The sequence below is a fragment of the Tistrella arctica genome, from assembly GCF_039630945.1.
GTDB classification, from domain to species: Bacteria; Pseudomonadota; Alphaproteobacteria; order Tistrellales; family Tistrellaceae; genus Tistrella; species Tistrella bauzanensis.
Genome location: NZ_JBBKTV010000008.1, coordinates 231,692 through 249,859, shown reverse-complemented (window position 1 = coordinate 249,859; position 18,168 = coordinate 231,692). Strand labels below are relative to the sequence as shown.

15 protein-coding genes are annotated in these 18,168 nt (G+C 70.0%); 5 read left to right on the top strand and 10 right to left on the bottom strand.

All coding sequences use genetic code 11. The annotated features are described in order from the left end of the window. Positions 1-10: 10 nt before the first annotated feature. Entirely contained in the window at positions 11-889 is an 879-nt protein-coding gene (locus WG924_RS19450) for a metallophosphoesterase family protein (protein ID WP_345934755.1), read from the bottom strand. Between the two features lie 188 nt (positions 890-1,077). Here WG924_RS19450 and WG924_RS19445 point away from each other — a divergent pair, with 188 nt between their 5' ends. From WG924_RS19445 to WG924_RS19435, 3 genes are all read left to right on the top strand, one after another. Next, positions 1,078-1,737: a TetR family transcriptional regulator gene (locus tag WG924_RS19445; protein ID WP_345934754.1), complete on the top strand. Its 660-nt coding sequence runs from the start codon at positions 1,078-1,080 to the stop codon at positions 1,735-1,737. Between the two features lie 123 nt (positions 1,738-1,860). Continuing rightward, entirely contained in the window at positions 1,861-2,163 is a 303-nt protein-coding gene (locus tag WG924_RS19440) for a hypothetical protein (protein WP_345934753.1), read from the top strand. Beyond that, positions 2,160-2,594 carry a PIN domain-containing protein gene (locus WG924_RS19435; RefSeq protein WP_345934752.1) on the top strand — a complete coding sequence of 145 codons (435 nt, stop codon included), beginning with the start codon at positions 2,160-2,162 and terminating at the stop codon, positions 2,592-2,594. The genes WG924_RS19440 and WG924_RS19435 overlap by 4 nt, the downstream gene beginning before the upstream one ends. A gap of 13 nt (positions 2,595-2,607) precedes the next feature. Here the strand turns inward: WG924_RS19435 and WG924_RS19430 are convergent, their stop codons facing one another. The 9 genes from WG924_RS19430 to WG924_RS19390 all read right to left on the bottom strand — a co-directional run bounded on the left by WG924_RS19430 (position 2,608) and on the right by WG924_RS19390 (position 15,767). Further along, a complete protein-coding gene (locus WG924_RS19430) occupies positions 2,608-4,125 on the bottom strand; it encodes an ATP-binding protein (protein ID WP_345934751.1) in 1,518 nt (505 codons plus the stop codon). A 13-nt stretch (positions 4,126-4,138) separates the two neighbouring features. Beyond that, positions 4,139-5,188: a glycosyl transferase family protein gene (locus tag WG924_RS19425; protein ID WP_345934750.1), complete on the bottom strand. Its 1,050-nt coding sequence runs from the start codon at positions 5,186-5,188 to the stop codon at positions 4,139-4,141. Positions 5,189-5,222: 34 nt separating this feature from the next. Next, positions 5,223-6,734, bottom strand: coding sequence for a uroporphyrinogen-III C-methyltransferase (gene cobA, locus WG924_RS19420; protein ID WP_345934749.1), 1,512 nt, complete (start codon positions 6,732-6,734; stop codon positions 5,223-5,225). Beyond that, positions 6,715-9,474, bottom strand: a complete 2,760-nt coding sequence (locus WG924_RS19415; protein ID WP_345934748.1) for a molybdopterin-dependent oxidoreductase — start codon at positions 9,472-9,474, stop codon at positions 6,715-6,717. Before WG924_RS19415 ends, cobA begins: the two co-directional genes overlap by 20 nt. After that, on the bottom strand, positions 9,471-9,923 hold the full coding sequence (locus WG924_RS19410) for a nitrite reductase (NAD(P)H) small subunit (RefSeq protein ID WP_345934747.1): 453 nt from the start codon (positions 9,921-9,923) through the stop codon (positions 9,471-9,473). The genes WG924_RS19415 and WG924_RS19410 overlap by 4 nt, the downstream gene beginning before the upstream one ends. A 14-nt stretch (positions 9,924-9,937) precedes the next feature. Further along, the gene (gene nirB, locus WG924_RS19405) at positions 9,938-12,466 is read right to left on the bottom strand and encodes a nitrite reductase large subunit NirB (RefSeq protein ID WP_345934746.1); all 2,529 of its coding nucleotides are present in this window, start codon (positions 12,464-12,466) and stop codon (positions 9,938-9,940) included. Between the two features lie 17 nt (positions 12,467-12,483). Further along, positions 12,484-13,329, bottom strand: coding sequence for an ABC transporter ATP-binding protein (locus WG924_RS19400; protein ID WP_345934745.1), 846 nt, complete (start codon positions 13,327-13,329; stop codon positions 12,484-12,486). Between the two features lie 86 nt (positions 13,330-13,415). Beyond that, positions 13,416-14,255, bottom strand: a complete 840-nt coding sequence (gene ntrB, locus WG924_RS19395) for a nitrate ABC transporter permease (protein WP_345934744.1) — start codon at positions 14,253-14,255, stop codon at positions 13,416-13,418. A gap of 90 nt (positions 14,256-14,345) precedes the next feature. After that, on the bottom strand, positions 14,346-15,767 hold the full coding sequence (locus WG924_RS19390) for a CmpA/NrtA family ABC transporter substrate-binding protein (RefSeq protein ID WP_345934743.1): 1,422 nt from the start codon (positions 15,765-15,767) through the stop codon (positions 14,346-14,348). A 338-nt stretch (positions 15,768-16,105) separates the two neighbouring features. Here WG924_RS19390 and mobB point away from each other — a divergent pair, with 338 nt between their 5' ends. Beyond that, complete coding sequence (mobB, locus tag WG924_RS19385) at positions 16,106-16,684, top strand: molybdopterin-guanine dinucleotide biosynthesis protein B (protein WP_345934742.1); 579 nt, start codon at positions 16,106-16,108, stop codon at positions 16,682-16,684. A gap of 149 nt (positions 16,685-16,833) precedes the next feature. Further along, entirely contained in the window at positions 16,834-18,021 is a 1,188-nt protein-coding gene (locus WG924_RS19380; protein WP_345934741.1) for a benzoate/H(+) symporter BenE family transporter, read from the top strand. Positions 18,022-18,168 lie beyond the last annotated feature (147 nt).

Sequence of the window (18,168 nt, the reverse complement as noted above, 5' to 3'; positions counted from 1 at the left end):
CGGCGTGATGTCAGGTGAGGCTTGCTGTGCCCGTATCCGCACCCGACCGGGCGAGCCGGTCGCGCAGCGCAATAACACCGGGATAGGCCTCGGCATGGTCGAGCAGGTCGTGATCGGTCAATCCGGCCGGGTGGCGGAACGTGATCGCATGGTCGTCGGGGGCCAGCGTCAGCAGGGCATAGCCGACGCGCTTGTCGCCGATCCGCTCCTGCACCGCGTCGGGGATGATGAAGGCGGTGGACGGCATCCACAGATGCTCCACCCCGCCACGGTGCAGCCGCCGTGCCTGATGGGCATGGCCCGAGATCACGAAGCGCAGGTCGACCCGGTCGAGCAGTGCCAGCAGCCGCGCCCGTGGCGCCGCCGGCACATAGCGGACATGGATCTCGGTATCGTCGGGAGCGTCGCGGAACAGCGGTTTGTGCAGGAACAGGCCCACCGGCCGGTCGGCGGTGGCAAGTGCTGCGTCCAGCCAGGCGAACTGATCGGCTTCGGCATCCAGACCGCTGCCCAGCAACTGAGCATTGATGCCGATCAGCCGGAACCCCGCCAGATCGCGCTGCCAGCGATCGGGCCCGAAGGCCGCGTCATAGGCGGCGAGGCGGGCGGGCAGCACCAGGCTCGACACCGCCATGCCGGGGGCGGGCGGATTGTCGCCCAGATCGTGATTGCCGGGAACGGCGAGCAGCGGCGCATGCAGGCGGGCCAGTTCCGCCAGCGCCTGGGTGTGTTCGGCCGGATCGCCGGCGCCATCGACGGTGATGTCGCCCAGATGCACCACCAGATCGGGGGCATCGGCGTTGATCAGCCCGGCCAGCACCCGCCAGTTGGCGACGAAGGCGGTGGCGCGGTCGGCCAGATGAGTGTCTGAGACAAGGGCGATGCGCATGATGGGCGGCTCCCGGATGGGCCGGCGGGGGGCCGCATCCACCGGTATGCCGGTGACGCGACCCCGCCGCGTCGGCGGCGGTGACGGGCCGACCATAAGCGGTCATGATGTCAGGGCCGTGACCGCCTTCGAACGCTGCCCGAAACCGGTCGCGAAACCGTCATCTCTCCGTCCGGACCCCGCTGGCGATGTCGACTGAACTGACCGTGGCGCGCATTCTTCAGGTGACCGAACGCCTGATGGCCACCACCGACGATCCCGATCAGATCACCGTCCGGCGGATCGCCGTCGAGGCAGGGGTCGCCATGTCGGCGATCAGCTATCATTTCGGCTCGCGGGACGATCTGATGGTGGCGGCGATGGCCCGCTGCTACACCCGGTTCAACGCCGAACGGCTGAACCTGCTGCAAGCGGCGATCGACGGCGCATGGCCGGCGCCGCCGCGGCTGGATGCGGTGCTGACCGCGCTGCTGGAGCCATCGGTGCGCTGGCGCTATGACCCGTCATCCGATTACCGGGTGTTCCTGAACTTCCGCGCCATCACCCGCCACAGCGCCAATCCGGATCTCGGCCGCGATATTTCCGAGAATGTCGAACATTTGAACCTGTTCGCCGATGCGCTGGCAAAGCTGGCGCCGCATCTGACCCGCGCCGAGATCGGCTGGCGGCTGCATGCGGCACTGGGCGTGCGCGACAATGTGCTGCGCAAGCGCACCCGGTTGAAGGCGCTGGCGGGCGACGCCATCGATATCGACGATCCGGCCCGTGTTCTGGCCGAACTGGTGGCGATGATCCGGGGCATGTTTCTGCGGGATGCGCCGGTGAGGCCGGGAAGCGTGCGGCGGTGACGGGGCCGCGCGCCGTCCCCGTCTGATGTTTGTCACCCATCTGATGTTTGCCATTTCGGTGACGATTGAAATGGGGCCGGTGCTGCGCTTACCTTTGTTTGTGAAAGCACTGGAGGTCGATGAATGAGCATGTCCCGAAAACAGGCAGGCGAGACTGCGCCGGCCCGCTCCGAGGAGCCACAGGGCCTCAGCCGATTCGAGGTGCGGGGCCGGTCGTCGGATCGTGCTCTGATCAGATCTCTGGCCCGCCGGCTTGCCGAGGATAGCCCGGAGGCGACGCGCATCCGGAATGTGGTTGCCAACACGATTGCCAGCGGCTCGCCACCCACAGGTGGCATTCTCGCCGCATTGCGTCGCTCCCCGCTGGTGGGGGCCGATCTTGACCTGTCCCGACCGCATGTCGATGAACGCAAGACGGAATTGTGACCCGCTATCTTCTTGATACGAACATCATCAGTAACATCGTCAAACCGGCACCATCTCAAGCGTTGATGGACTGGCTTGGTGATCGTGCGGACCATGAACTGTTCATTGCCTCGCTGACTGTGGCCGAGATCTGGCGCGGTATTCTTGCGATGCCAATGGGCCGCAAACGGCACGCGCTGGAGCTGTGGTTCGTTGGACCGGAAGGGCCACAGATGCTGTTCACGGGCCGGGTGCTGGCTTTCGATGAACGGGCCGCTCTGCATTGGGCCGCGCTGATGGCGGACGGCAGGCGCATTGGCCAGTCGCGCAGTCCGCTGGACATGATCATCGCGTCTGTTGCGCAGGCATATGGCTGTACGATCGTCACCGACAACGAGCGCGATTTCGCCGGACTGGATGTCATAAATCCGATGCGCCGGAGCGGGACATGATCTCGCCCCTGGTTCAGGGGCGCTGGGCACCGCTATCAGGGCGGCGGCGTGGCTGCGGTCCCGGCGACGCCAGCGCCACCGTCAGCATGAACCGCGCGCCCTGGCCCGGCTGGCTCACGAGCGTGAGGTCGTGTTCCAGGATCTGGGCCATCCGCCGCGCGATCGACAGGCCGAGGCCGACGCCGGTTGAACGGTCGCGGCGGGCATCGTCGATCTGGGTGAATTCGGCGAAGATCCGCTCCTGATCGGCGGGATCGATGCCGGGACCGGTGTCGGTGACGGTGAAGCATACGGCCTCCCGGTCGTGCAGCGTCGCGGCCGCGGCGGTCAGCGTCACCATGCCCGCGGGGGTATAGCGCACGGCATTGCCCAGCAGGTTGCGTAGAATCCGGCCGGTCATCACCGGATCGGTCAGAATCATGGTGTCGGGGGCGATCGACAGCACCACGCCGAAACCCAGCCCCTTGTCCTCGGCCAGCGGCTCGAATTCCCGCGCCAGATCGTCGATCAGCCGGGCGGCATCGACCGGCTGGATCTGGGGGGTCACCGATCCGGTATCGAGGCGGGCGGTGTCCAGCAGATTGCCCAGCATCTGGCGCATGCCCGACAGCGCCTTGCGCATATCGTCGATCGGGGCGCCCAGCGCCGGATCGCGGTTGCGTCGGGCCAGCGACCCCAGCAGCAGGCGCAGCGACTCGATCGGTTGCAACAGATCGTGGCCCGCCGTTGCCAGGAAGCGGGCCTTGGCGATATTGGCCTGCTCGGCGCGGTCCTTGGCCTGACGCAGTTCGCGGGTGCGGTCGGCAACCTCGGCTTCCAGCCCGTCGGCCGAGGCCCTGAGCGCCGCAGACGCGGCTTCCAGATCGCCGATCCGGCGCCGGGCGGCATTGGCCATCGGCTGGAACACAAGCGCTGCCTCAAGGGCCAGGGTCAGCAGGGTCAGCATCAGCAGCCCGACATGCAGGTCGTGCAGCCGGTCGACCGCGGCCTCACCCTCGGCTTGAAACCGGGCCACCACCCGGTCGAGCTGGGCCAGAAGCTCACCCGGCCCTTCGGTCAGTACATGGGCGACGGCGGGATCGTCGCGCGGCACCGGCGCGCGGGGATCGGCCAGCACGGCTTCCATCGCGGCCAGATAGGCCCGCACCCGCCGGTCGATCGCCGCCGGCTCGGTGTGGAACAGCTCCGCCATGCCGGGCGACAGGCCCAGACGGGCGCCGCTGTCCGATCCGCCGGCCAGCAGCGCCAGATGATTGGCGCGCATCTGCGCGATCACCTCGGCCAGCCGCAGTCGGGCGTTGCTGTGGTCGGCGGCGGCCACCGGATAGGTCAGGCGGCCGACATAGAGCGCGCCGCGCTGCGACAGAAACCGCTGCTGGCCACTGACATTGATGATGCCCGCGGTGGCGCGCTCGTGGCTGATCACCTGGGTCAGCACCACGAAGGACCCGATGGCGAGCGCCGCCACCAGCCCCAGCGCCAGCCGATAGCGCAATGCCATCCGGGTTGGATCGCCGCCGTCGATCTTCATGGCATGGCTGTGGTCATGGATGGTGCCCGCGCGCGGCCCACAGCGCGCGGGCCTGTGCTTCCGCCTTGGTCGGCGAGGCGGCACGGCCGGCGATCCTGAGGGCCACCGCCGCGGTGCCGATCACCGTGGCCTCGCCGGCGTCGTCTCGTGCCTCGCCGCGCCAGACGGCGGCCAGATGGGCGGGATCGTCACGCTCGGTGTCGTGGGCTTGCGTGGTGGCATCGATCAGCGCCGGCCAGTGCTCAACGCCCGTGGCGCCGGCATCGACCAGCCGCAGATCGACCGGCTTGAACGGCCGGCGCTCGCCTTCGCCGCCGGCACCCTTCACCACGCCCAGCCGCCGCCCGGCATCCAGCAGCAGCGCGGCGGCGGTATGGCTGTCCAGGTAGCCCGGGTGAAACACACCGATCAGGGTTGCGGGCGCATTCAGCGGGTTGAGGTGGCGAACCAGCGTGTTGACCGGCGACCGCAGGCCCAGCACCGCGCGCAGATCCAGCAGCGTCTTCAAGGCCGGGCATAAACGCGCCAGCGGCAGATAGGCGAAGCCGGTGGCGGCAAGCTGCCCCGCCGCGTCATCCAGGTCACGCGCCGGTGCCAGCCCCAGCGCCGCCAGCCCCTGCATGGCGCCGGTGCCACCGGTTTGAAGATCGTTGTCGCCATGCATCAGCACCGGCACACCGGCCGCACCGATCAGCCGCGCCGCCAGCAGATACCAGGGCAGGCCGCGGGTGCGGCCCGCCGCATAGCTGGGCCAGTCCAGCGCCGGCACCGGCGCATCGGCCGGTGGCGGGCCGATATGGGCGCGGGCGGCATCGACCAGCCCGGCGAGTTCCTCGGCGGTTTCCCCGCGATAGCGCATCAGCAGCAGAAAGGCCCCGGCCTGCACGTCCAGCGCCTGACCGGTGAGCAGGGCGCTGAAGGCACCACATGCCTCGCCGCGCGTCAGCGGCCGCGACCGGCCCGGGCCGCGCCCGATGATGCCAAGGGCGCTGGCCAGGGTAGAGATGCCGGCGGTGGTGGTTGTGACGGCCGGGGTGGCGGTGGGTTCTGTTTCCGTGGTCATGATGGTCTGGCGGTTCCGGCCTGGGGAGGTGGGATCAGGCGACCCGGCGGTCATCGGCGGCAGTGGCGCCAGCCATCGCCGTCGCCGCCAGGGCCTCTCCCACCAGTATCGTCACCGGGCCGTCGGCGTCGAGCCCCGCAAGTGCTGCCGGCAGATCGGCCAGCGTCGTTGTGACATGACGGGCGGTGGCGCGGCCGGCCCATTCCACCGCAATGGCGGGCTCATGGGCCGGACGGCCACCGGCGGTCAGGGCCGCGGCAATCGCCCCGACCCGGTCGCGGCCCATATAGATGGCGATGGTGCCACGCGTGGCCGCCAGTGCGGTCAGATCATCGGGCAGGCCGCCTTCGGCATCATGGCCCGCCACCAGGGTGACCGCGCGTGCGGTGCCACGCAGGGTCAGCGGCCGGCGCAGATGGGCGGCGGCGGCAGCGGCGGCGGTGACGCCGGGGATGACATGGGCGGGAATGCCGGCTGCATCCAAGGCGGCCAGTTCTTCATCCAGGCGCCCGAAGATCGCCGGGTCACCCCCCTTCAGGCGCACCACATGCAGGCCCTCGCCGGCCAGCCGGACCATCAGCGCCGAGATCGCGGACTGGCGCATGGCATGGGCGCCGCAGCGTTTGCCGACCGGGATCCGACGTGCCTCGCGGCGGCCGAGCTCCAGGATCGCCGGATCGGTCAACGCGTCATACAGAATGACGTCGGCGGCCTGGATCGCGCGGGCGGCATCGCCGGTCAGCATGCCGGGACCGCCGGGGCCGGCGCCGACCAGATCGACCCGGCCGCAACATGTGGCGGCCGACAGTCGCAGCCCGGTCAGAACATCGTCGACCAGGGCTGCCGCATCCAGGCCCGGTGCCGCCGGCCGGTCGAGGATCAGCGCCGCCGCCTGCCGCCACAGCGACCGGCGGGCGCCAGGATCTGTGACCAGCCGGGCAATGCCGACGCGGGCGGCACCGGCTGCCCTGACCCGCGCGCCCAGATCTGCCGGCAGCAGGGCGTCCAGCCGCTGGCGCAGCACCGATGCCAGGGCCGGAAACCGGCCACCGGTATGGATGGCGATCGCCAGTGGCCCGCGTCGGACCATGGCGGGCAGGGTGATGTCGCCCAGATCCGGCCGGTCTACCGCATGAACCAGCACGCCTGCATCATGGGCGGCCCGGGCGATCGCATCGGCGAGCGGCGCCGACAGTTCCGGCGCGATCACCACCAGCCGCATCCCCTGAAGCCGGGGCAGGCGGGTCGGATCGATCGGGGCGATGTCGGCCGACGCCATGCCGGGCAGGGTCCGCAGATCGGGGCAGGGGCCATTTGCATCGGCCGGATCGGCGAAGACCCGGGGCCGGGCGCCTGCCGCGATCAGCAGCGCCAGTTTGGCGGCGGCACCGGGGCCGGCGCCGAAGACCGCGACCGGGCGGTCGCGCAGGATCAGCGCCACCGGCAGGTCGCCGCCGTCATCGGGCGAGTTGGCGCCAGGCAAGGGGGCACCAGGCATGGGGGCACCAGACGAGCCGGCGGCATGATCAGGCAGTGACGAGGTCATGGGCCAGCAGCTCCCGGATTGCGCCCCGGCACGAGCCGCAGCCCCCGCCGGCGCCGGTGGTTTCGGTGATGCGGTTCAGGCGTGCGGCCATGTCGCCACCTGTGCCGGCGGCGGCCAGGATGGCGCCGCGACCGATGCCGGCGCAGGCACAGACCGCCGGTTCCGCCGCGACGCCGCCGTCACCGGCCGGATCATGATCGGCCAGCAGGGCCAGCCGCAGCAGCGGCGGTGCCGAGGGCCCGCGATCCGCCGCCGGGTCCAGCAGCCGGGCCAGATTTGCCACCGCCGGCAGGTCGTCGTGGCGGGGCGCCAGCGCCATCACCGCGGCAATGCGCCCGTCGCTGCCGGTCCAGGCGATCCGCATCCGGCCGCGACCGCCATCGTACAGCTCGATCGGCGGGCTGGTGTCGATGGCGGCACCGAAGCCGCGCGCCAGCCGGTTGGCCAGCGATCGCCAGCCATCGGCATCGGCGGGCCGGCCGTCATCGGCGGCCATGATCAGCGCGCGTCCGGCCTCGACCGCATGGCGGGTCCAATAGCGGGGCAGGCGCACGCCACGGCGCAGCGGCGCCGCGGTGCTGCGGTCGACCAGAACGCCGGCCCAGTCGGCTTGCCAGCGCTCGACGCGGATCGCCGCATGTTTCAGCTCCGGCTGCCCGGAGAGCGGATCGGTGACGGGGGATGCGATGCGGCCGATCGCGGCCTCGGCGGCGAAGGCATCCGACCAGTGGATCGGGGCGAAAGCCTCACCCGGGCGCTGACCGGCATCGATGATCACCCGCAGCAGACAGGCGCCGCGCCGTCCGGTGACGGTGGCGATGTCGGCGTCCTGCACGCCTGCCGCCGCCGCATCGGCGGGATGCAGGGCGAGACAGGGCTCAGGGCTGTGGGCGGCCAGCCGCGCCGCGCGGCCGGTGCGGGTCATGGTGTGCCATTGATCGCGCAGCCGGCCGGTGTTCAGCACCAGTGGAAAATCTGTGTCGGGCTGATCATCGGGTCGGCGATGGCGGACCGCCACCATCCGCGCCGCATCGCCGCTGAGCGTCAGGCGCGCGGTGCCGGCATGGCCCAGTTGCCCGTTCCGTGGCCCGCTCTGTGGCCCGTTCCGTGACACCGGCACTGGCCATTGCACGGGGGCGAGCGCGTCATATCCCTGCCGTCCCAGCCCGGCAAGGCCGCCGATGTCGAACCGCCGGCCGAAGTGCCGCGCGGCTTCGGCCGACAGCCGGGCGTGTTCGTCGAAGATCTCGGATGGGTGCCGCCAGTCGAAGGCGTGGCCGAAACCCAGCCGCCGGGCCACAGCCTGGATCAGCCGCCAGTCGGGCAGGGCGTCGCCGGGGGCCGGCAGAACCGCGCGCTGACGGCTGATCCGGCGTTCCGAATTGGTGACGGTGCCGTCCTTTTCCGACCAGCCGGCCGCGGGCAGCAGGATATGAGCCAGTGCCTGGGTATCGGTGCCGGTCACGCAGTCCGACACCACCACCAGGGGGCATCGCGCCAGTGCCCGGCGGAACCGGCCGGCATCGGGCAGGCTGACGGCGGGGTTGGTGCCGATGATCCAGATCGCCTCGATCCGGCCATCCTCAAGCGCATCGATCATCTCGACCGCCTTGAGCCCCGGGCCGGTCGCGACCGTATCCGTGCCCCAGAAGCGGCCGACCATGGCACGCTCGGCATCCGAAAACCCCAGATGCGCGGCCAACTGGTTGGCGAGGCCACCGACCTCGCGCCCGCCCATGGCATTGGGCTGGCCGGTCAGCGAGAACGGCCCGGCGCCCGGCCGCCCGATCCGGCCAAGGGCGATATCCAGGTTCAGGATCGCGTTCACCTTGTCGGTGCCGGCGCCGGACTGGTTCACGCCCTGGCTGAACAGGGTGACGGTGCGGTCGGTGGCCAGCACCATATCGGCGAAGCGGTGCAGGCTGTCGGGGGTGAGCCCGGTCAGGTCCGCGGCGGCGGCAAGATCGGGGGTGTCGGCGCGGGCGTCGGCCAGCGCATCGGCAAGCCCGATGGCGGCCGGGGCCGCGATCAGGCCGCGCCGCGCCGCCTCGACCAGCAGAAACTGATACAGCGCCACATCGCCGCCCGGCCGGATCGGCAGATGCAGATCGGCGCCGGCAGCGGTTTCGGTGCGGCGGGGATCGATGACCACCAGCCTGGTGCCACGGCTGCCGCGGGCATCCATCAGCCGGCCGAACAGCACCGGATGGCACCAGGCGGCGTTCGACCCGACCAGCACCGCCAGATCGCAGCCATCCAGATCGTCATAGGCGCCGGGCACCAGATCCTCGCCGAAGGCCCGGACATGGCCGGCCACCGTCGACGACATGCACAGCCGCGAATTGGTGTCGACATTGGCGGTGCAAAGGAAGCCCTTGGCCAGCTTGTTGGCGGCGTAGTAATCCTCGGTCAGCATCTGGCCCGACAGATAGAACGCCACCCCCGACGGCCCCTTGCGCGCCAGCGTCGCCGCAAACCCCGCCGCCACCCGGTCCAGCGCCGCATCCAGCGCCACCGGCCGGCCATGCAGCCGGGCGCGGGTCAGCCGCCCGGCGCCACCCAGCGTGTCGGCCAGCGACCGGCCCTTGCCACACAGCCGGCCGCGATTGGCCGGATGATCGGGATCACCCTGCACCGGCGCCAACCCGCCGGCGCCATCCGGCCGGGCCAGCACCCCGCAACCCACCCCGCAATAGGGGCAGGTCGTGCGGGTGGCGGCCATGGGCGGCAGGGCGGTCATTCCGCCGCCTCGGTCAGGGTCGTAACGGGGCCGGGCATGACGGGACTGGGCATGACGGGGTTGGGCATGATCGCGGCACCGGCCGGTGCCGCCGGGCTCAGCGGCCGCAACCGCACCAGCACCCGGCCGTCCACCGTCACCGCCACCGGATAGCGGGTCACGCAATCGCGGTCGGGGGCGGCGGCCCGGCCGCTGTCCAGATCGAACACCCGGCCATGCAGCGGGCAGCTCACCGACCGGCCGTGAACCATGCCGTCGGCCAGCGGTCCCGCCTTGTGCGGGCAGGCATTGTTGATCGCGGCCGGCAGGCCCTGGGCCGGGCGGAACACGGCGATGCTGCCGCCGGCATGGCGGATCACCCGGGCGCCGCGCAGCGGTAGCTGGTCGACGGTGCCGCAGTCGATCCAGTCGGTCATGTCGCTGTGGCCGGTGTCGATGAGCGCGTTCATGCTGTCGTCTCCTCTCACTCGGCCGCCGCGCGGGCGGGCACGTCGATCGCGGTGAATTCGGCCGTCGGCCGGTCGACCAGGGCGGCCCAGGGGTCGTGGCGGGCATGGACCTGCGATGCCTGAAAGCGCGCCGCCAGCGCCTTGCGCCCGGCCGCATCCTCTACGATCACCGACCGCACCCGGTCGATGCCGATCCGCTCGATCCACGGCGCCGTGCGCTCCAGATAGCGGGCGTCCTCGCGATAGAACTGGATGAAGGCCAGGCAGATCTCGATCGCCTCATCCTCGGTCGCAACCTTGGCGAGCGCATCGGTGCCGCGCAGATGAATGCCGCCATTGCCGCCGACCACCAGCTCGTAGCCGCTGTCGACGCAGACCACGCCGAAATCCTTGATCGTGGCCTCGGCACAGTTCCGCGGGCAGCCCGACACCGCCATCTTGAACTTGTGCGGCATCCAGGCGCCCCAGGTCAGCCGTTCCAGCCGCACGCCCAGTCCGGTCGAATCCTGCGTCCCGAAGCGGCACCATTCCGATCCGACGCAGGTCTTCACCGTGCGCAGGCCCTTGGCATAGGCATGGCCCGACACCATGCCGGCCGCGTTCAGGTCGCGCCACACCGCCGGCAGATCCTGTTTGCGGACCCCCAGCAGGTCGATGCGCTGGCCGCCGGTGACCTTGACGGTCGGGATGTCGTAGCGGTCGACCACATCGGCGATGGCCCGCAACTCGCTGGCGGACGTCAAGCCGCCCCACATCCGCGGCACCACCGAGAAACTGCCATCCTTCTGAATGTTGGCATGGACGCGTTCGTTGACGAAGCGCGAGGCCGGATCGTCGATGCCGGCGCCGGGATGGGCACAGAGCAGATAATAATTCAGCGCCGGCCGGCATTTGGCGCAGCCTTCGGGGGTGGTCCAATCCAGGGCCGCCATGGCGTCGATCGCGGTCATCGGCGCCAGATCGCGCACCGCCGCCCGCAGGCTGTCATGGCCGTGGCTGGTGCAGGCGCAGATCGCCGGATCGGCATCCTCGGTTACCGCCGGTGCCGCATCGCCCAGCGTCAGCCCGATCAATGCCTTGACCTGACCGGTGCACGATCCGCAGGATGCCGATGCCTTGGTATGGGCACGCACCGCATCGATGGTGGCAAGGCCGTGATCGCTGATCGCCTGGGTGATCGCGCCCTTGCAGACACCGTTGCAGCCGCAGATCTCGGCATCGGCGGGCAGGGCCGCGATCGCGGCGGTCGCGGCATCCATGCCGCCGCCGGCAGCACCTAAGGTGGCGAAGGCCGGGCCGAAGATCAGCCGGTCGCGTGCCTCGCCCAGCGGCGCCGCCTTGCGCATGGTCTCGAAAAACCACGGCCCGTCGGCGACATCGCCATACATCACCACGCCGACCAGCCGGTCGTCGCGGATCACCAGCTTGCGATAGGCGGCACGGCCGGCGTCGCGCAGCACGATCTCTTCGGCCGCCTGATCGGCGCCACCCAGCTCGCCGGCCGAGAACACATCGACACCCGACACCTTCAGCCGGGTCGCCGTCGGCCGGATCGCGAAGCCCGGACCATCGATGCCCGCCAGCCGCCGCGCCAGCACCTTCGCCTGATCGTAAAGCGGCGCCACAAGGCCGAAGGTGGCGCCGTCGAATTCGACACATTCGCCCAGCGCATCGATATGCGGGTCCGATGTGGCAAGCCCGGCATCGACCTGGATGCCGCGCCCGATGGTCAGGCCGGCATCGCGGGCCAGCGTGGTCTCGGGCCGGATGCCCACGGCCATCACCAGCAACTCGGCCGGCAGCACGCGGCCATCGGCCAGTTCCAGGCCGCTGACGCATCCGGACGGGTCGCCGAGGATCGCGCGGCTTTGGGCGGCGGTGGCAAGGGCGATGCCGCGCCGGGCCAGGGCCGCCGCCAGCAGGCCGCCGGCCTCGGCGTCGAGCTGTCGTTCCATGACGGTGGGCGCCAGATGAACCACGGTGACCGCCATGCCGCGGCCGGCGAGGCCAGCGGCGGCTTCCAGCCCCAGCAGGCCGCCGCCGATCACCACGGCGGGCGCGCCGGGGCGTGTGCGTGCCAGCATGGCATCGACATCGCCGAGGTCGCGGAAGGTGACGACGCCATCCAACCCCGCCCCCGGCAGCGGCAGGCGGATCGGCTGCGATCCGGTGGCCAGAACCAGACGGTCATACCCGATCACCCGGCCGGTGCCGGTGGTGACATGGCGGGCCTGGCGGTCGATGGCCGCGACGCCGTCGCCGGCATGCAGGGCGACGTCGTGGGTGCTCAGGAAATCCGCGTCCAGCAGGCGGATCGCCTCGGGCGTCTTGTCGCCGGCCAGGACCGGCGACAGCATGATCCGGTCATAGGGCGCGTGATGTTCGGCGCCGATCATGGTGATCCGATGGCGTCCCGGTGCCAGGGCCACCAGATCCTGCACCAGCCGGGTGCCGGCCATGCCGGTGCCGACGACGACGATGTGGTCACGGTGAGCGGCGCGGGAAGGGGCGGGGGTGCGGGCAGGAATGGGGTTCACGGTCATGGCATCACGCTCCAGGGTCATTCCGCCGCGACCGGCAGCAGGTTGGCCACCATGTCGTCCGCATCGCTATCGACATCCGGCTCCGGCTCGTCGCCCTGCAGGAAGGACAGCATCTGAACCCGCGCCTCGATGAAGGCCGGATCGCGCAGCACCCGGGCCCGCTTGCGCGGCCGGCTGAGCGGGATGTCGACGATCCGGCCGATGCGTGCACCCGGACCTTCCGACATCATCACCACCCGATCGGCCAGAAGGGCCGCTTCGTCGACATCGTGGGTGACCATCATCACGGTCATCTTCAGATCGGCCTGAATGGCCATCAACTCGTCCTGAAGCCGGGCACGGGTGAGGGCGTCGAGCGCGCCGAAGGGCTCGTCCATCAGCAGCACTGCCGGCCGCATGGCCAGCGCGCGGGCGATGCCGACCCGCTGGCGCATGCCGCCCGACAATTCATGCGGGAAACGGCGGGCGGCATGGTCCATCCGCACCAGCGCCAGATGATCGTCGACCAGACGTGTGCGGGCGGCCTGATCCATCGCCTTGCGGTGCACCTGATCCACCGCCAGCGCCACGTTTTCGTGCACGGTCAGCCAGGGCAGCAGGGCATGCGACTGGAAGACCATGGCGCGGTCGGGGCCGGGCTCGTCGACCAGCTTGCCATCGACCAGAATGGCGCCGCGATCGGGGGTGATCAGCCCGGCGACAATGTTCAACAGCGTGGACTTGCCGCAGCCGGAATGGCCGATGACCGCCACGAATTCACCGCGCGCGACCTTGAGGTCGATGCCGCGCAGCACCGGCCGGACGCCGTCGCGGGTCTTGAAGTCCAGGTCCACGCCTTCGATGGAAAGATGGGTCGTGCTCATGACTAGGCTTCCTGTACCGGGAGAGGCGAGGCGGGGGTAGGAAAGAGGGCGGGGGTGGGTGGGGTGGGAGCGGGGGTGGTCGGCTGTCAGCCGGCATGGCTGAGGCGGCGCTGGATCGCGGCCATGCCGGCATCCAGGGCGATGCCGACCACGCCGATCAGCACGATGGCGACCAGGATGCTGGGCACCGACAGGTTGTTCCATTCGTCCCAGATGAAGAAGCCGATGCCGATGCCGCCGGTCAGCATCTCGGCCGCCACGATCACCATCCAGGCGGTGCCAAGCGACAGCCGCATGCCGGCCAGCACATAGGGCAGGGCCGATGGCAGCAGGATGCGGCGGAACATCGCCATCCGGCCCAGGCGCAGCACCCGGCCAACCTGGATATAGTCCTGCGGCACGGCACGCACGCCGGTGGCGGTGTTCAGGATGATCGGCCAGATGCTGGTGATCACGATCACGAACACCGCCGAGGGGTCGACCGCGCGGAACAGCAGCAGGCCGATCGGCAACCAGGCGAGCGGGCTGACCGGCCGCATGATCTCGATGAACGGGGTCAGCGCGCGGGTCGCGGCCTGGCTGGTGCCGACCAGCAGCCCAACAGGCAGGCCGATCAGGCAGGCGAGCGCGAAGCCCGACAGCACCCGCGCCAGCGAGTACAGCAACTGCCACATGATGCCCTGGTCGCCGGGGCCCGCGATGTAGAACGGGTCGGAGAACAGCGCGATGCCGTGGCTGACGGTCTCGGCGACGCTGGGCAGATCGGTTGCCACCGTCTGCTGAACCAGTGTCCATGCGCCCAGCAGGACGAGCAGGGTGACGAGCGGCCAGACCACCCGTTCGGCCAGGTCGCCCAGCCTGCGGGCAAGGCCCTCAGGCGCGCGGGCGGGCGTGTCGGGGGTGGCGGGCGTGGCGATCTCTGCCATGGTCGTTCGGTCCTCGGGCCAATGTCGGCGGGGGTGTCGGCGGGGGTGTGGACAAGATGGTGCGGGGGAGGGCGGGGAGCGGTGCGGCTATCAGGCCGCGGCGGCACGCGTGCCCGACTGGGCCGCTTCCAGCGCCGCCAGATCGACCGCGGGGGCTTTGACCGCGAATTGCCGGACATAGCCGACCGGATCGGCCGGGTCGAAACGGCCGCCATCGAAGAACACATCGGGCCCCATCGCGATCGGGCTGGTGGCCTCGCTCAGTGTCCAGGGCTGGTCGTGAACACCTTCGGGTTTACGATCGATGGTGGGGGCGGCCAGCCCCATCTCGGCCGCGACCTCGCGATACAGCGCCGGCTTGTAGACCGCGGCGGCGGTGGCGGCGATGTCGACCGGCCGGTCGATCTGGCCCCAGCGGATCATCTGGGTCAGGGTCCACTCCGCATGGCTGAGCCAGGGGAAATTGGCGGCGTGGCGGCTGAAGACGTTGAAATCGGGCAGCGGGCGCGGCGCTTCCTCGGCGGCATAGCGGAAGGTGCCGGTCATCGACATCCGCACCACCTCGGCCGGCGCGTTGACATAGGCGCGCCCGGCGATGATGTCGGCGCCCTCTGGCCGGTTCGCCGCATCGTCCAGCCATTGGCCGGCGCTGATCACCGCGCGCAGCATCGCCTTATGGGTGGCGGGGTTGGCGGCCGCCCAGTCGGCGGCGACACCCAGCACCTTCTCGGGCTGGTTGGCCCACAGCTCGACGCTGGTGATGGCGACCTTGCCGATGCCGGCTTCGACCGCGCGTTCGTTCCACGGCTCGCCCACGCAATAGCCGTCGCAATTGCCGGCGCGCAGATTGGCCACCATCTGCGGCGGCGGGATCACGATGATCCGCAGATCCTGATCGGGATCGATGCCGGCGCTGGCTAGCCAGTAGCGCAATTCATACATATGCGACGATACCGGGAACACCGCGGCGAAGGTCAGCGGCGGCCGGCCGGCGGCCTTGTCGGCCTCGATCACGGTCTTCAGCGCCCGTGCGGTCATCGGCCGTTCGGCCACCGCCGCCGGGTCGGCGGCGGCCATCCGATCGAACAGGGTGTTGGACAGGGTGATGGCGTTGCCGTTCAGATCCAGCGACAGCGCCGTGATCTGGGGCTGGGCGATGGCGCCGAGGCCCAGCGTCGCCGCGATCGGCATGCCGGCCAGCATATGGGCCGCATCCAGAGCGCCGATGGTCATCTTGTCGCGGATGTTGGCCCAGGACGCCTCTTTAGACAGAGTGACATTCAAGCCTTCACGCTTGAAGAATCCCTTCTCATGGGCGATGACCAGGGGTGCGCAGTCGGTGAGCGGAATGAAGCCGATGGTCAGGTCGGTTTTTTCAGGCCCGGTGCCGGCGGCGGCGAAGGCGCCCGAGGGCAGCAGTGCGCGGGCGGCGGCCAGGGTCAGGGCCGTGCCCAGCAATGCGCGGCGGCTGATCCGGATGCCGGGGCGGCTGGATGTGGTGGTATCGGTCATGGTCGCTGGTCTCGCAATCTGCGGCGGCAGGTGGCACAGCGGGGGGCGGAGCGGGTATCGACACCGGGAGAAAGAAGGTGTCGACACCAAGGTATCTAGTCCTAAGTCTTTACAACTTTCGTGCCAACCCGAACGAGACGCCAGATTCCGCGGTATTCCGGCCGTTTGCGGTGCAACAGGTGTCGGCCGGTAACCGCGCTGCACATGCCAACATGCCCCTAAATTATGCAGATCTGAATTAATGGCTATAAAATGTGCATATTTATGTCAGGTGTCGGATCTTTCGGGTCGACCCTTAACCATCGGCCCCGACTCAGCGATAAGGACACAGGCTTCATATGACGCGGATCATCGGGCTGGTGGGGCCAAGCGGCAGCGGCAAGACCACGCTGATCGAACGACTGATCCCAGCGCTGGCCATGCGCGGCCTTAAGGTGGTCACGGTCAAGCGCAGCCATCACCGCCCCGATCTCGACCGGCCGGGAAAGGACAGCGACCGCCACCGGATGGCAGGTGCTGCGGCGGTGGTGGTTGGCGGCGGCGGTCTGGTCGGCGTGCTGCGGGAAGAACCGGCCGATGGCGGCGATGGCGGAGCCGAGCCCGATGCGGCCGGGCAGTTGCGCCGCTGGCTGGGCTATGCCGGCGCCGCCGACGTGGCGATCGTCGAAGGTTTTGCCGGCGCCGGACATCCGCGCCTCGAACTCCTTATGCCACAGCGTCCCGGCCGGCCGGATGCGCGCTGGCCGCTGTTTCCGCGTGATGATGCGGTGCGGGCCGTGATCGTGCCCGATCCGTTGCGGCTTAGCTGCGGCGCGCTCGACCGCGACCTTCTGGGCGATCGGCCGATTCTGGGGCGCGACGACGTCGACGCGGTCGCGGCACTGGTGCTGTCGGCCGACTGGCCCGCCTGGCGCTGACGCCGGCGGCGCGACCGGACGACCATCATGAAACCGTCAGTTATGTTGATGGAAACGTCATCGTCTTCGCGCAAGGCGCTTGCGATGCCGCGCGCAATCGACAAAGCTTGCCGCGCGTAAAATCCATCCAATGACGGTGCCGGTCCACCTTGCCCTTCTCATCTTTATCGGCCGCCTTGATTGCGGCGCTGGTCGGATTCGGCGGCACCGTCGCCCTGATCGTTCAGGCCGCACAGGCATTGGGCGGCACGCCTGAACAGGTCGCGTCGGCCGTGACGGCATTGTGTCTTGGTATGTCGGTCGCGGGCGGGCTGCTCAGCGCCGGGCTGCGGATGCCGGTGGTGCTGGCATGGTCGACGCCGGGGGCGGCACTGCTGGCGGCCAGCACGCTTCAGGCCGGCTATGGCGCGGCCATCGGCGCCTATGTCGCCGCGGCACTGATGATGATCGTGCTGGGGCTGGTGCCGGCCCTGGGGCGGCTGGCGGCGCGGATCCCGGCCGCTGTCGCCGCGGCCATGCTGGCCGGAGTGCTGCTGCCGTTCTGTCTGGCGCTGTTCCGCAGCTTTCAGTCGGATGCCGTGCTGGCCGGTGTGGTGCTGGTGGTGTTCGTCATTGCCCGGCAACGTGTTCCCATCTATGCGCTGCTGATCGTGCTGGCGGTGGTGGTGGGGGCCGTGGTGCTGCGCGATGATCTGGGGCCGGCCGGCGGGATACTGGCGCAGCAGGGCGTGTTCGGCGTGCTGCACGCGACCACGCCGGTGTTCGACTGGGCGGTGGTGATCAGCCTGGGGGTGCCGCTGTTTCTGGTGACGCTGGTGTCGCAGAACCTGCCGGGCTTCGTGGTGCTGAACGCCGCCGGCTATCGGCCGCCAACCCGGCCGGTGTTGCTGACAACCGGTGTGGCATCGCTGGTGCTGGCGCCGTTCGGCGCCATGGCGGTCAATCTGGCCGCCATCACCGCGGCATTGTGCACCGGGCCCGATGCCCATCCCGATCCGGAACGCCGCTGGGTGGTCGGTATCGCCTATGCCGGATGCTATGCCGTGCTGGCCTTGTTCTCGACACCGCTGGTCGCGCTGTTCATGGGCCTGCCGCGCGACACCATCCTGATCATCACCGGGGTGGCCCTGCTGGGACCGCTGACCAATGCGCTGGGCGCGATGTTCAGCGTGCCCGATGATCGCGAGGTGGCGGTGATGACCTTTGCCGCCACCGCCTCGGGCGTCGTGCTGCTGGGCATCGGTTCGGCCTTCTGGGGCCTGGCCACCGGGTTTCTGGTGCTGGGCGTGCGGGCGGGCCTGGCGCGTTTACGTCCGGGCGGTGCCGGCCGGACATGACATGACCCGAAGGGGCAGGGTTGCGGGACATGCGCGTGTCGCACGGGCCCGCAGGCTGTAAGGTGACCGCTCATCCTCAGCCAGCGGAGGCCTTGCCCGCCCGTGCCTGCCGATACCGCCCCCAGATCAGCGCCGCCCTCTGGCAGC

Bases quoted from the DNA above. Each gene is read 5' to 3' on its own strand.
- WG924_RS19450 (WP_345934755.1), bottom strand. From the start codon at position 889: ATGCGCATCGCCCTTGTCTCAGACACTCATCTGGCCGACCGCGCCACC.
- WG924_RS19445 (WP_345934754.1), top strand. From the start codon at position 1,078: ATGTCGACTGAACTGACCGTGGCGCGCATTCTTCAGGTGACCGAACGC.
- WG924_RS19440 (WP_345934753.1), top strand. From the start codon at position 1,861: ATGAGCATGTCCCGAAAACAGGCAGGCGAGACTGCGCCGGCCCGCTCC.
- WG924_RS19430 (WP_345934751.1), bottom strand. From the start codon at position 4,125: ATGAAGATCGACGGCGGCGATCCAACCCGGATGGCATTGCGCTATCGG.
- WG924_RS19425 (WP_345934750.1), bottom strand. From the start codon at position 5,188: ATGACCACGGAAACAGAACCCACCGCCACCCCGGCCGTCACAACCACC.
- cobA (WP_345934749.1), bottom strand. From the start codon at position 6,734: ATGACCTCGTCACTGCCTGATCATGCCGCCGGCTCGTCTGGTGCCCCC.
- WG924_RS19415 (WP_345934748.1), bottom strand. From the start codon at position 9,474: ATGACCGCCCTGCCGCCCATGGCCGCCACCCGCACGACCTGCCCCTAT.
- WG924_RS19410 (WP_345934747.1), bottom strand. From the start codon at position 9,923: ATGAACGCGCTCATCGACACCGGCCACAGCGACATGACCGACTGGATC.
- nirB (WP_345934746.1), bottom strand. From the start codon at position 12,466: ATGACCGTGAACCCCATTCCTGCCCGCACCCCCGCCCCTTCCCGCGCC.
- WG924_RS19400 (WP_345934745.1), bottom strand. From the start codon at position 13,329: ATGAGCACGACCCATCTTTCCATCGAAGGCGTGGACCTGGACTTCAAG.
- ntrB (WP_345934744.1), bottom strand. From the start codon at position 14,255: ATGGCAGAGATCGCCACGCCCGCCACCCCCGACACGCCCGCCCGCGCG.
- WG924_RS19390 (WP_345934743.1), bottom strand. From the start codon at position 15,767: ATGACCGATACCACCACATCCAGCCGCCCCGGCATCCGGATCAGCCGC.
- mobB (WP_345934742.1), top strand. From the start codon at position 16,106: ATGACGCGGATCATCGGGCTGGTGGGGCCAAGCGGCAGCGGCAAGACC.